This is a genomic window from Legionella tucsonensis, from assembly GCF_001468035.1.
GTDB classification, from domain to species: domain Bacteria; phylum Pseudomonadota; class Gammaproteobacteria; order Legionellales; family Legionellaceae; genus Legionella; species Legionella tucsonensis.
This window is the reverse complement of record NZ_LNZA01000007.1, coordinates 1-14,329: the sequence shown is the minus strand read 5'-3', so window position 1 is coordinate 14,329 and position 14,329 is coordinate 1. Positions and strand designations below refer to the sequence as shown.

The window sequence follows — 14,329 nt, the reverse complement described above, 5'->3', positions numbered from 1 at the left end:
ACTTTATTTTTCTTTAATTGTTCTTGTATTCTTAAAAAGACTTCTTGCCTGTTAATGGTCACATGTTTAGGTGCTTCAATATCAAGTTTGAAATTTCCAGGTTCAGGATGTTTAAAAGGAGTAATCACTATTTTTTGATTTCCCCCAAACGTTGAAGTGTACCATCAAGCATACGCTTTAATTTATCGATAGCGCCTGTGACTGCTTGCTGTATGCTTGGCGCATGATCGCTAACAGCGATAGGTTGGTAATTTTTGAGGCGAGCTTCGAGTAAACAGCGTTTGTCTTTCTGCCCTGATTTATGGCTGTTTTCATCACCCAGGTGAATTTCTAGGCGAGTGATATGCTCGTCAAATCTTCCTAACGCCTTCAGTAATTGGTTTTCTACATCTTTCTCCAGCTGCTGATGTCCATTAATATGACTGTCTGTGTTAAATTGAATTTGCATTGCTGCTCCTATACGTTAAATATGATTTATTTTTATTCGTTTTTTTAAAATCTGAAAATACCTGCAGCCCCCGTTTCGGTAGGCATGCTGGCACTGGGAACGACTACCACATCACCTCCTGTTTTTATTGTTAATACAGCTAAATCATCTAGCAAATCATTAACACTAGGATTTTGTAATTCATCAGGTTGTATGACCCCGGTTGCACGATCAAGGCGTCCACCCACATGGGTCTCTGCGGCAATAAGCAGTGCAGATATACGACCATCAAAAGCAGCCTTTCCTATTTCACTTAAATTATCAGATCCTAATTGATTATCTTTTGCTTGATGATATTTCTCGATGAGTGTATTGAGCTTATTTATATAATTTGGCCTCATCAGCTCCCACGCCTTTTCACGAAGGACACTTATAGAAAGTGCATCAGGGTGGATATCCAGACTCTTTTCTATTAAAAATGGATTATTACTAATGGAGTGGAAAAGATGGTGGTGCTCGGGTAGGGCTGCAAGTAATAAAGGTAAGCCTGATGGTCGTGAATAAGTATTCAAAATTTTGGAGTCGATAATTTTAAAAAACCGTGACGCATCGAGATCTATTTCCTCTTTTTTGCCGCCATGTCCATGGTGCATGGCAGGTCCACTTGGTCCATGACCGTATGATCCTGCCGTCTGGTAGGGATCAGTCAGTTCATCACCTAATGCTTCTACTATAGTACGAGGAATGTCTGCGTCTAATTCAATTTCACGTAAGCTATCGCGATTTCCCTCAAAGAGTTTCACTTCATGACGGTTAAGCCCCAGAATATGATATCTGTCGGAAGATTGTATAATTCTTATCAAAGGCTTAATGTGAAAATTATCTGCTACAATCGCCAGTTCAGGTACAGGTCTTGGTAATTTATAAATTTGAAAAAAATCACCTGCACCCAATACAGCTAATCCTTCATCATTATTTTTCCAGAACGTGAAATCGTTGGCCAACTCATGAAATGGTTGCAAAATATCCTGGGCTTTTGATTTGGTATAATGTTGCATCAATGAGTCTTCCATTACTTTTATCAGGTTTTTGAAACGGATATTATCCTGCTGATTATCTGGATGGCTACGATGGGTTGCTTGGTAAAGAGATAGGCAAGGAGGCTCATTATAATTTATAAGCTTCATCAGGTTATCATGAGTCAAAAGATCCATTATTTTACCTCCTTGTATAATTTTAATCTATACGCTGATGTATTTTGTACTAATAGGTAATCAATGCTTATGATAAAAGTGTAGACCAAATTGGAACGAAGGTAGAGGTCTTTTTGAAACCTTCTTGTGATCACCTCTTGGCAGAACTCATTAAATATCTATAAAAAACAATGGAGTTTTTATACTCTACCAATTTTTTATAGACGAGTTTTGAAAAATGATAAATATATTGCTCATTCCGATCAGCATAGAGCATGGTCTTTTTTTCGTGTTATTTTCAAACGTTTTAATGCTCTCCATATCCCTGAAGGGGTAAGACCAAAATGACTAGCCAGTTCATTTAAATGGGCATCAGGATGAAATTCAATATACCTTTTAAGTGCCTCATCATCCACTTTATAAGGAGCATTAGTTCGTTCTACTGGTGATAATACTCCCGTCACTGTTTTTCTTAGCCTCCATCGCTGGATTGATGAGCGACTTACTCTAAATAGCTTACATGCTGTTTTTATTAATCCACCTTCTTCTATATACGCTAAAACTCTTTCTCTTACTTCTGTTGTATGACTCATTTTAAAAAGGCAGTATCCTAACATAAGTTATAAGTCAATTTGAAATCAAAAGACTATAATATCAAAACCAACTGATAAGATCAGTCAAATGGGGCAGGATTATTAAGCTCTGCAGGCTAAAGACCAAATGCTCTAGCAGCACTTAAGGCTTGGTAGTTATTATACTCAATAGAATCATCATATACTTCAATGATTGGGTCTGGCTCATCATTACTCAACTGGCTATTTTTACTAAAACGCTCTGTAAACTGCCGCAGCTGTACTCTTTTAATAAGTGGATCGCCAGTTTGGATGCCTTCAAGTTTTGCATAGCTAGAGAATAATGCTTCTAATTGATCTTCTGCACACAGTTTTCTAAATCCAGGGTTATCTATCATTTCTTGCAAGACACCGATCATAGGGAAGGTGGTAGGCGGAGTATTGATAATATTGTCTACCAACTTGTTGACATTATTTTGCTGAAAGACTTCTCTGCCCTTACCAAGGGTCGTTGTCTTTAGATATTCATCAACTTTTAGTAATGTAGCGTCTAAGTCATGCGTATCTAATGATTTAAGAAAGACACTAAGAGAACTGCCACCACCTACTTTTTTTATTTTAGATAAGTTTTTCCGGTAATCAGCATGAGCTAGTTGAATAAGATACAATTTTTGCTGGGGCTCAATTGTCGGATCATGCAACTGAGTTAAAATAGGTTCTAAGTAAGAAGATAAATCTTCTGATTTTCTATTTTCTTGAGATCTACTATCTAAATAATTTTCTACAACTTTAGTCAACTTAGTAGTTAATAATTTTATTTTGCTGTCAGAACCAAATGGAGCTTTCAACTCAATATTAAATAAATCCTGCAGGCTGTATTTGTCCTCATTGGTATTATTAAAAAATTCAACTATGCTGTCTTTAAATGGGTTTTGTGCTGCTTCAATTTTGGTTGCTTGTTTCTCTATATTCTTTTTATGAATTTTAAGAAGAATACCTGCTACCACACTTGCAATGACAATACCAATGGCAATCGTAGGTAAAATTGGCGCAGCCGCTATAGCTAGTGGAAAAGAGCAAGCAATTGTAATTGCAAATACTGCAGCGGATGCAGCAGCAATTGTAAATGAGCCAAACACTTGTATTAGTCGAGCATTATTAGTTTCCTTTAGCATGGGCTGATAAATATCATAAGCAATCATGTGCTGCTTAAAAGCAATAGCTTGAGAAATTGCAACTCGGTAATTTTCTTTTTCATCGAGCGATAAATCCGATAAAGTCATCTCGATTTTTTTCTCTATTGCCATTTGATACACTCGCGCTGTTGGCAATAGCTTTTCTTTTTCATGAAAGCGAGCATAAGTTTGTTCATAAATCAGTTCAGAAAAGGTTTTTTGACGTAATGAGTCTGATGCGACTTGAGCCCCATCTTCTTCAATCATTTTACTTGTCGCTTTAACAGTATTCTTAAATAAAAAAGCGTAGTGATCTTTTGCATCAAACTCATCAGGTATTTCAATCCTCTTACTAAAATCATCTTTTAATATGGCTATTAACCTTTCATAAACAGGATCGGTGATATCTACATTATTTAAAAAGTCGTTAAATTGATTTTCTAGTTTGTTTTTTATTTGATCTAGCTTATTTAGCTCTACATGTTTGGCTACGAATTTTCGTAGTTCTTTGAAGCCTGCAACAGTTGCCATGCAAACACCAGCAAAAGCAATGAAGGGACAAGTTTGACTAACTATGCCTCCGATCGCCCCACCTATGTCACTGATGTTCTTTCCTGCTTCTAAAGTAGTACCTACAAAACCAATAACATTAGCCCCTGTAGATATAATCGCTGCACTATTAGCCAGGATTCCGGTGAAAATTGTACTTACTTCTGCAAATGCTGCAGCTTTTTCAGTTGGGCTGTATTTTTGATAGGTTTTTAAATAGGCTTGATGAGAGAAAACATCATCAATGTTATTTACGAAAGAGGATACAAAATTTAGAACGGGTGGCTTATCTCTTGCCCAATAGTGTTGAGTATTTAGTTTTTTACGATCAGTCTCAACTAGGCTAATAATCTTTCCCCATTTTTTAGGCTCAGTAGTGTTCAATTTATCAATGGCTTGAAATAGCCAGTGTTGCCTTAGAGAAAATTGATCCCATTTTTTCCCTTGTTTTAATAACTCAAGGTTTAATTGCTGCATTTTAGCTAGCTTTTCAACAGAAGTTAAATTTTGAAATTTATTTGAGCTTAACAGCTGATGCATACTTTTAGCATAATTACAAACTTTTGCTGAATGATGTTGTTTTTTATCTTGAGAAACCGAGTTTGTTTTTTGCTGCGCTTCTAAATAGCCAAATGTTTGATCTGAGTCCATAGCTACATTATCAATAGGAGTAACAAACTCTTTATCAAGAATTTCTTTTAAAGTATTTATGGGGCTGTCTTCAAGGACAAAAAGTGAGTCTAGATCAAATGCATCTTCAATCTCAGTGATTAATAAACTGGAGTTATTGTTTAAGTCATCATTTAATAAACCTAGAAAAACTTGCTCGACAACCTCTTCACTTGCACTAATGTTATGATCTAGTTTGAGAGAGAGCCTTTCCATCTTTCTTCTTGTCATGGCCAAAACGGTCGCGGCAACGGTAGCAAAGGTAGCGACTAAGCCAACAGCAATTGGTAGAAATGGCACCACTAAGAAACCTGCCGCCAATATTGTCACAGCCGTAATAAATACCAATGATAGAAATATGCCTTTTAGGCTATTGCCGGCAGCTAATTTGTGAATAACAGGCTTCATTACTTTGAGGTTTTCAATTTGCTGTTCAGCAATGACAATTTGTTTCATTTGAATTTGTATTTTATCATTAGAAATTCTAGCAATTCGTGATTCAATTTCAGCTTGATACACATCAGCTAATGATAAGGTCCGCTCTTTTGTGTTTATTCGAGCAATGGCTTGCTCGGTTATAAGTTGTTGCAAACTTTTCTTTTTAAGTACTCGTTCAACTTGTGATATTTGTCCTTTTTTTAAAAGTTTATCTCCTCTTTTAATATAGTGAAGAGATTGTATAGATTCTGGATGCCTGTTTATACCACAAAGAGATAAACAGTCATCATGCCAAGAATTTTGATCCTTTAAACTCAGCACTATGTTATTTAAATTTGTATAAACAGCATCTTTGACAATTGTTAACTCATCTTGTAATGCGAAAATAACATCATCGATTTCATGGAATTTACGCTGCTGCATTCTCTGCTTTTTGAGATCTTTTAAATACAGCCCGGTTTCAGATACAAGCGCTAATGATGCGGCAATCATAGCCTCATGTCCAATTACATCGCTAAGAAATTTGTTTGCACTTTCATGTTTTATAATAGCGTTTTTTACATCGACAACCGCTATCAGTGCCATTGCTGATTTTAAGACAAACTCACTTCCTTGTGATGCTATTTGGCCAACGTATAGTAGCTTATCTTCATCAGATAAATTTCCATACCGTTCTTTTAACATTTTTTCTTCAAATGCTAATTGTTGAATTGTAGGCATCACTCCTTTTACTTGTTCTGCTTTATCAAAAGCTTTTTTACCTTTTCCTACTATCTTTTCTTTCTGTTGAAATGATTTTTTGGAAAACGACATGTTAATTTCCTTTTAACATACATCATTAAATGCTTCTAAGGCGAGTTTGGTATTAACTGAGTGAGTAATATCTTTACTAAAATCCTGATAGACGATATAACCGTATTTATCAATAACAATCACTTCTCTGGCTAATAATCCGGCTAATGGGCCATCGATTATGGTTAAACCATATGCGTGGCCAAAATTATGATTTCTAAAATCAGATAACAAACGCACATTTGCAAATTTTTTTTCTTTTTCATAACGAGCTAAAGCAAAAGGTAAATCTTTAGAAATACAAAGAACTTCACCCTCTTGGTTATGAGGTTGATTAAAGACTTGACAAGAACCAAAGCAAACCGGTGTGTCTATGCTCGGAAATACATTAAGTAGTAAAGCCTTATCTGTATAATCAGACAGCCTTACCAGGCTTAAGTCGCTGGCCGTAAGTGTAAATTGGGGAGCTTTTTCTCCAATTGCATTAACTTCCCCACTGGTATGATATGTATAGTCTTCAATAGTAAAGTCGCTCATAGCATGTCTGATGTAATTGGTGATGTCTTGAGTATAGTTCAATTTAAGCAGACATATTTTTAAGCTCTTGCTAAGAGATTTGGTTTGCTCTAAGGATAAATTTGTACTTGATGGCAAAGTGATTTAATTGAGCTTTTACCTTCAACAGTTCCAGCTTGCAGTAGGCAATAATAGAAGGTGAGTTCGACATAAAAGACTTGGAAATGTCTTTTGTGTCGCTAAACGAAGATTATCCTGTAAAATGCGCGCAGCATTTATACGGGATCCAGTTCTAAACAGGAATCGTACGATATAAAATTTTTTATATCGAACTCACATATAAATATGATTACACTGTGTGGGATTTTAATCGCGTGGTTTTAGCTTCAAAAAAGGGCCTGATTTTGGCCCTTTGGCTCAGAGTTAACAAGTTTCAATGATTACTTCAATCGGTACCGATTTGGATACCACATCATATACCGGTGAAAAAGGGTAGAATTCTTTGAGTTTTTCAACCGGAGCATCCGTTTCGATCTTGAATTTGGCATAAATTTTTTGATAACCGGGTCGAACGTCCGGATCCAGATTGAAGATTCCCTGCAGATCCAGTTCGCCCTTGAAATCCGAGTCCATATTTTTAATTTTGTATCCATTTAAGGCGGCATAATAGGCAATGGTAGTGGTCATACAGGCCGACAATCCACTTAATAAAAATTCTACAGGGTTTGCGCCCTTATCATGCCCTGCCAATAATTCTGGTTCGCCAGCATGGAATTTAAAGGTTTTTTTATGCATTTGTTCGTTGCAGGCCGCATAAAACTTATAAGCCTCGGATGTGTTTTCATCTCCATTGATCCATTCATTGTGAACTCGAAACTCACATTTTGCCAATTCAGGGTTTTTCTGGATCTCGCCTATGGTTTTTTTCAAAGCTTGCGTATTTATTCCATTGATTTCCTGATGGGTTGTATGCTGCGGTGACATGGTGATCTCCTTGTTCGTAAATTATTTATTCCCTGTTACAAGGTTTATTATAGTCGCTTATTGACTCATGTTACGCAGCGCAGTATTTTTTAGCAGATGTGGACAAAAAAAAGACGAAGCTGCGTAAGATAAATAAATTAGATATTGTTGCGCAGATGCATCGCATATTTCAGATAGTTAGAATGCTAGCTCTCTAAAATAAGCAAATCAGCTGCTTTTGATATCCCTTCAATTTGCTGCCCTGTAAAAATATACTCTGGTTGATAAGAAAAACCATATTCTCTCATTTTACATAGTCAACGTGAATTCGATATAACTGTACAAGGATTGCTCTAAAGAAGATAATGTATTGAAAAATTAGACCTTTTGTGAACTTATTTGTGTTTTTGCAAAACAGAGGACAAGAGGCCCGAAGTGGATAAGTTAATAGAATTGTTCTGTATTGTCGATGATTTTTGTCGGAAATTTTTGCCACCTTTTGAGCAACACATGCTGAATATTTCTGGGCGCGTCAGGAAAAGGCCTCTTTAAGTACTCCCATCTATAGGGCGAAAAGATAAAATCATTTTTGATTTTTATTGTCCTAAAGACAGGCTTAAGAGTAAATCATGAACCATAAACCGATTCAATTTAAAGACCTTAGTCTGGATTAAAAATTTAATCCAACACAGTTGCTATTACCTTGGTCTGAGCGTACTTTCATTGTCGGGTGCGTCCTCTTCTGGATTGGGTTGTGCCTTTATTTCTTCTAATAAATGTTTCGCTACTTTTTTTATTTTATCGTCATCTGAATTTTTGGCAACTCCTTGAAGTGCTTGAATAAATTCTGAATCTTTATGCTCTATAAGCTCCATTAATGTATCGATGGGGTCATCAACGTGTTTTCTAAGAAACTCAAGCTGCACCGGTGTGCGAACAATGTTAAAATTACCTTGTAATAAAAGAGCACGCAACTCCACCCAATCGGATTTGAATGAGTTAAATTTTTCCGCATTACTCTGATTCTCGTTTTTTTTAGGCATAATGACACCCTTGTATCGTCTTTGGTAACTTAAGTATAGTCATTTAAAAATTATATGATCGTATCTAAAGGGGGTTCTGTCAAATGAAACAAGTATTTGGCAGGCTTTTTATTCTGATTATCTTGCTTTTGTATCAGAGCCTATTCGAAAAGTCGGTGGCATAGCCCGATCGTTAAAATGTCAGACATTGAGGAGTAGTAGATTTTCTAAAAGTGTAAGTAACAAATCCCTTTAAAACCCGCGAATAAATCAGATGCGTCAAAAACCTTATAAATCAAGGAGCTAATCAGTTGGGGAGGCGGAAATCGAACCCGATCCCATGAATTTTGAACTTTTCAAGAAAGACAATCAAAAATTATGAAAATCCATATTTATTCTAGCTTATCGTTCTTTTTCTAAAATTCACCAAGCTGTCTTCCATGATCTGAGATGGTTTGCAGATGGTGCCGTTTTGGTGCCGCAAAAATTATTCGATGCAATGCTCTAACAAACTTTTCATCAGTTTCTTTGTTTCTGTTACTTCAAATGATTTAAATCTAAACGTACAAACAACCATCCATAATCTGTTATTACAACCCAACTATTCCAATAAAGCTAAAACGCACCATACACTAACTCATAAACACCAAATCTTTAGGATTAAGATATTATGTATACGTCCAATCAGACCCCAAGTCTTCTTTAGAACCATTATTGTCTTCACTAGTCTTTTTTTCATGTTCTGCTTTTGGTTCACTTGTTATCAAATTGCCATGAATTCTTGCATCAATAAATTCCTGATTATTAAATTTTTGGGCTAATCGGCCAGCGCTAAAGTCGGCCATTTCAGCATAAGTCGTTTCAAATTTGCCCCGTGGTACCTCTTGATTTTCATCGTTTCGAATCACCTCATTTCTTGCACCAGCAAACCAAGTGTTAAATTTGAATGCCAATGTATCAATGAATTGCCAAAAAGAACGAATTACTATATTTTGTTGCTCATCTTCCATAGCCTCGGCTATGGTCTTTGAAGAGTAATGTATTAATGCTTCGGCTTCGATCATTGATGAATAACCGCCACATTGTTTACGATTAAATTTTTGAGGACCACCAAAATCTGTTGGATCCACATGCAACCACTGATTATTTCCTGGTGGTTTAATCATCGCCGTAAAATGATTACCTCCCCACATTGTTTTTGTACCTGCGACTACGGTTGCAGCACAGTATTTTTTATCAACAGGAGTTATATTTTTTTTTCCGCAATCTTCGCAATATTTTTGATGGCACTTCTCAAATACTTCTTTCATGAATGAAGCTCGTTGCTCATTGTTCATATTAACAGTCAAATCTTGAGTCGCAGGCAATATAAACACAGGAACGTCTTCGGGACTTTTTTGGACCACACAAAAATACACCTCTTTAGTTACTTTTTCACTCCCCTCTAAAAACTTATCATACAAGTCCCTATCATAATTATTTGATAAAGATAATTGTGTTACTTTTTCCTCCGGAACTCCCTCAAGAAATCTCATACGTACGTCATTAACCCATATATAATTTCCATATACTCGACCCTTCTTTTCCAAATAGGTATGACTAGTAATTTCATTATTCGGACCGATTTTAGCTTTCATAATATTTTTCGCAAATATAATAAACAAGTTGTATTAAATTTATTATATCAAAAGCTAAGATCCAGATCTAGGCGGAGCGCTTTTCATGAGGAACATTTTCTAAGTTGCCTATGCATCAGTGAACTTAGCTTGTTTTGACGGATGACTTAACTAACGCCCTTATAGAACAGAGTAAATTACGACATGGTATTAGTGCATTACAAAAGAACACTAAAAAATTTAATAAAATCAGAAATAAGCGGATAGCTCATCTTGAATGTATTGCGGTTGATTCTGTAGCTGCTGACTTGGAAGTATTATATGAGTCCTTGGCAAAAATAATTTATCCTTAGGTTATATGGGCGCATTTCTTAGCCGACCCTTATTTAATGATTCGGCAAAATTGGGATGCTTTCAGCTTGCATCAACCGCAGGATTTAGACTCACTAGAGGTATTCTTTGAGTACGACCCTGCAATTCAAGCATGTAAAGAAATGTTGGACAATGGTGCCTATATGGTGCCGCACTAGAAGCGTTTATTGTTTTATCATTTATAAATCAATCACTTAACTTGTGTGATCGGCGGAAATCGAACCCGCTTATCAGAAATTTTAGAGCTTCCTTCAAATTCGATATGAACCCGTTGCCCAATAGCTGCTGCAATATTTACTAGGGCATCTAACTAATGAAAATCGAGAGATCCACCCACGTAACATATCATTCAAGCGAGGCTGTGTAATTCTGCAATGATAAGCCGCATCTTGTTTTGCATCAGTATCGAATTCTCGCAAACAGGTTAGCAAGTGCCTAAAAATCGAATCGGTTTCATTTATTATTTTTATATCTGTTTTGATATAAATTGCAAACTAATTAATGAAGTTTCCCATTGATCAAGGGGGATAATTCAGCAAGCGTAGGTTGGAGTCGCGATCCAACCTACGCTTGCTAAGCTGGAAATTGAATTTAATTCCTTATCTAAATGACTTGGTGATATAATAATCAATATGATTAAGTTATGTAAATTTATAGATTTGGAATAAATGTTATGTTTTTAATTAGTTATAAAAATTTAAAAAATATAAAGATAAGAGAAAATTTTGAGTCGGATACCACCCTTGATAAGGAATTAATTGAAGAATTAGTTAAAATAAGATCTGCAAATCCAGAACGATTTAATATGTTGGTAAAATCAAAAAAGGCAGTTGGATTCAGCGATATTAACAATTTAAAAAAAGATGCAGAATATTTTTCAATTTTTAAGTCTTATGAGGTTAATTTAAAAAATACCACCTACCTTAACAAACAATTTTGTCTTAATCTTGCAAAAGCTTGGACTACAATTAAAGACATTTTAACGCAACTGGAAATAAGAAAAATTGCATTATCATACATAAGCCAAGATCCTCTCCAACGTGAAATAATTATCAAATTAGTTAATAGTGATCGACGATTTAAATCACTAGAAAGCTTTAATTATGAAGTTGCATTTAGGTTAAATGCAGTCAAACTAATGAATAATGAGAAATTTCATTCGCTAGATGGTAATTATCAATATCCAACAGCTGAAGCTAATTATCTACAACTAAATAAAAATTATTGGATTCAAGAGAATAACAAATTAGGACTTTTTAAAGTAAAAACAGGAGTATTACCATCTGAAGCAATAAATTCCATTTTTGATGATACAACAAAAATAGTTCTTGAATGCCATAGCATGATGATGTGTATACAGTATAAAGCATTATTAGATAGTATCGGCGCAAAAAATTTTAATCTACTTTTTAAAAGCCATCCGCTTATAATCGCGGATGGTTCTTTAATTGAGGGTCATAAACAGGAGATGTTAGAAATCTTTTCTCTCTCTCACCTCTTTAAAAAAGAAGATTATATCCCTGGCGATTGGTTGTATCTTTCTAATTTTCAAGAATACAGTCATGCAAGCTTATATGATTATTCGAAAGATGGTAATGGCCTTCACACAATGTTTATGGGAAATGAAAAATATCGGGGTTTTGGCTCTCCATTAATGACAGAAAAGGAAGCTGAGTTTCATTTTTTAGAAATTTATAACGATGATTTTTGTGCATTTCCTATTGAATTAACTATTGAAAATATCGATATGAGTACAATGGGGTTGGATTCTTGTGAAGAAGAACTCCAAAAAGGTAAAAAAGTAATAATATATGGACATATAAATTGTCCTATACAAGAATGGCAATATGTCGAGTGTATTTATAATGGAGATGGGAGATTCGAGTGTAGTAAATTAGAAATGAAAAGCGCCACGGAAGAAGAAATTATATTAGCTCTATTAAAAAAATATAATTCGTTACTTCCTAAAATGAAAACCGAGGAGGATTTAAAAGATCTTAACATGTTTAGAGGAGCGTACAATGTTAGAAGTATTAACTTTTCCGGCGAACGGTTTAACTTTCTCTTTGAACCAGCTTTAAGCTTTAAATTTTTCGATAAAAAGAAATCTTTCGAGACAGACCTTAAGATTAAAAACTTGAGTGATCCTCATTTTAATTAGAGTCTGTGTCTTTCTTGAATTACACTCAGTGAGTAATGCGTGTATTTCAGATTACATTACCAAAACAGTAGAAGAAAAAGTGTTAAATGGTGTCGATTTGGTGTCGCGATAGATAGTTATAATTATTTTATTATTATCTTATTAAAAAAACCGTCTTTTTTTATGAGCAGATTATTAAAATTACCTGTTGTTTTATTGATTTAAAATAATGACATTGAAGCGATGATGGCCTCCAATAAACATATTGTTCATCAACCCATTGATAAACTGGCTCAACAATATCGATTAAGTGATGAACAACACGATGCCTTTCGCTATATTACTCAAAGCCCTGATATCTCGGTGATGATTGGACGCCCTGGAACGGGTAAAAGTTATTTGTTAAAGCCGGTAAAAGAATATTACACTCAAGCAGGAATGGAGGTCATTGGAGCAGCTTTATCGGGTAAAGTTGCCAAGGCTTTGCAAACTGACACAGGTATCACTTCTTCTACGATTAAATCGTTATCCTATCGGTTAGCGAATAACACATTACAGTTAACTGACAAGCATGTCCTGATTATTGATGAAGCAGGAATGGTTGATTTCTCCAGTATGTCGTATCTGATTAAAGAAGCAAAAAAGCGCTATGGTGCCGTGATATAATGGAATATATATTTAATTTTTATAAATCAAGTAGTTAAGTGGGGCGGCGGGAATCGAGCCCGCTACCAGAAAATTTTGGCAGATCATGTAAAACAATGAAAGACGATGAAACACCATATCAAATCAAGGCTAAATGTAGATCGGCAATTGCTATTTTGTTGTCTTTAGTTGTCCTTAATTGTCAGCAAATAAACCCGCAGTAAACCCTTTGATATTCTAATTTAATATCGAGCTATTCTTCCTATGCTTATTGAATTATATAGTCGGATATATCTAGTTTTCGCAGTAATCAGACATATAACCATAAAAGCAATGATAAAATACTTTCATAAATTACTTTTGGTTATAACATGGATAAGTTGATTCATTTTGCATTTGGTAGTGATAAATTAAATCCGAATCTACAGTACAGTAAGTTACTTAATTTTATTCTCCAGTACCGACGATTAAAAATTTCCAAGAACGAAGAGTTCATTCCGGTACCTACAAAACCAAATGGAATTTTATTAAATCCTAATCACTTCACCCTTAATTGGAATGGACATATTTCGCAAGTTATGCCAAAGACTTATAGCAAAAAATTCGGTGACTATGCCTTCCTACCCCACCCTGTTAGGATGATTTGTTTTATAAAATGTAAATTAAATTCTAAAGAAATGCATCATCATTCCATAAGATATGGAAAGATGGGTTTAATCTTCAAAGAGGAGTTTTTACAACAAAATGGATTGAAAAAGGTTGCATATTATACAAATAATGATATAGCTAAAGATCCGTTATTGAAAGAATATTGGGCATTGAGTAGGAATACTAAACCAGAAGATGCGAATAGGTTGAAAGAATTAGCTAAGGAAATATGTTTGACCAGAAAACCCGCTTTACAATATGAAGACTTTAGATCGGAAGCGTCAACAGTTATATCTGTATCAGATGGCCAAATTAGTTTGTATCAATATGATCGATATGAAGATGGTTATGATTTTAGAAGAGAAAACGAATATAGAATCCCTTTTACTACTCCTGATGAGTATATGTATTTTGAAGAACAGGATCTTCTAGGCATAACAGTACCTAATCATAAAATAGCAAAAAAGTTAAGTGAATATTTGGTAGGTTGGACAAAGAGACCAGAAGTTATTATTTTTTAACTGAATTAGTTTAGACTTAATCTGCCACAACTACTTGAAAAAGTGAGAGTTTCCGGTTTTGATAGAAGTGC

General features: G+C 35.0%; 11 protein-coding genes and 1 pseudogene. 4 read left to right on the top strand and 8 right to left on the bottom strand.

Translation table 11 applies throughout. The features are described from left to right. Positions 1 to 127: 127 nt before the first annotated feature. The 6 genes from Ltuc_RS12715 to Ltuc_RS12690 form a co-directional block, all read right to left on the bottom strand. The gene (locus Ltuc_RS12715; RefSeq protein ID WP_058521740.1) at positions 128 to 448 is read right to left on the bottom strand and encodes an HPF/RaiA family ribosome-associated protein; all 321 of its coding nucleotides are present in this window, start codon (positions 446 to 448) and stop codon (positions 128 to 130) included. Between the two features lie 44 nt (positions 449 to 492). Then, on the bottom strand, positions 493 to 1,641 hold the full coding sequence (locus Ltuc_RS12710; RefSeq protein WP_058521739.1) for a baeRF3 domain-containing protein: 1,149 nt from the start codon (positions 1,639 to 1,641) through the stop codon (positions 493 to 495). Positions 1,642 to 1,883: 242 nt separating this feature from the next. Continuing rightward, a complete protein-coding gene (locus Ltuc_RS12705) occupies positions 1,884 to 2,213 on the bottom strand; it encodes an IS630 transposase-related protein (RefSeq protein ID WP_058521738.1) in 330 nt (109 codons plus the stop codon). A gap of 116 nt (positions 2,214 to 2,329) precedes the next feature. Further along, the gene (locus Ltuc_RS12700) at positions 2,330 to 5,836 is read right to left on the bottom strand and encodes an AAA family ATPase (RefSeq protein WP_058521737.1); all 3,507 of its coding nucleotides are present in this window, start codon (positions 5,834 to 5,836) and stop codon (positions 2,330 to 2,332) included. A gap of 12 nt (positions 5,837 to 5,848) precedes the next feature. Then, positions 5,849 to 6,352 (bottom strand): thiol peroxidase, encoded by a 504-nt coding sequence (gene tpx / locus Ltuc_RS12695; RefSeq protein WP_065236235.1) that lies wholly within the window; start codon positions 6,350 to 6,352, stop codon positions 5,849 to 5,851. A gap of 402 nt (positions 6,353 to 6,754) precedes the next feature. Beyond that, a complete protein-coding gene (locus Ltuc_RS12690) occupies positions 6,755 to 7,315 on the bottom strand; it encodes an OsmC family protein (protein WP_058521735.1) in 561 nt (186 codons plus the stop codon). A 414-nt stretch (positions 7,316 to 7,729) separates the two neighbouring features. On the opposite strand from Ltuc_RS12690, the pseudogene Ltuc_RS15900 reads away from it, so the two are divergent. Then, a pseudogene (locus tag Ltuc_RS15900) lies at positions 7,730 to 7,840 on the top strand (IS982 family transposase); the annotation flags it as partial. Between the two features lie 152 nt (positions 7,841 to 7,992). Here the strand turns inward: Ltuc_RS15900 and Ltuc_RS12685 are convergent. Both Ltuc_RS12685 and Ltuc_RS12680 read right to left on the bottom strand, forming a co-directional pair. Next, the gene (locus Ltuc_RS12685) at positions 7,993 to 8,337 is read right to left on the bottom strand and encodes a hypothetical protein (RefSeq protein WP_058521734.1); all 345 of its coding nucleotides are present in this window, start codon (positions 8,335 to 8,337) and stop codon (positions 7,993 to 7,995) included. A 647-nt stretch (positions 8,338 to 8,984) separates the two neighbouring features. Beyond that, entirely contained in the window at positions 8,985 to 9,953 is a 969-nt protein-coding gene (locus tag Ltuc_RS12680) for a hypothetical protein (protein WP_133138308.1), read from the bottom strand. A gap of 1,024 nt (positions 9,954 to 10,977) precedes the next feature. Between Ltuc_RS12680 and Ltuc_RS12675 the strand changes: the two genes are divergently transcribed. The 3 genes from Ltuc_RS12675 (at position 10,978) to Ltuc_RS12665 (ending at position 14,258) form a co-directional block, all read left to right on the top strand. After that, positions 10,978 to 12,465: a hypothetical protein gene (locus tag Ltuc_RS12675; RefSeq protein WP_058521733.1), complete on the top strand. Its 1,488-nt coding sequence runs from the start codon at positions 10,978 to 10,980 to the stop codon at positions 12,463 to 12,465. 222 nt (positions 12,466 to 12,687) lie between these two features. Then, positions 12,688 to 13,110, top strand: a complete 423-nt coding sequence (locus Ltuc_RS12670) for an AAA family ATPase (protein WP_338011340.1) — start codon at positions 12,688 to 12,690, stop codon at positions 13,108 to 13,110. A 350-nt stretch (positions 13,111 to 13,460) separates the two neighbouring features. Next, positions 13,461 to 14,258, top strand: coding sequence for a hypothetical protein (locus tag Ltuc_RS12665; RefSeq protein WP_058521731.1), 798 nt, complete (start codon positions 13,461 to 13,463; stop codon positions 14,256 to 14,258). Positions 14,259 to 14,329: the final 71 nt, after the last annotated feature.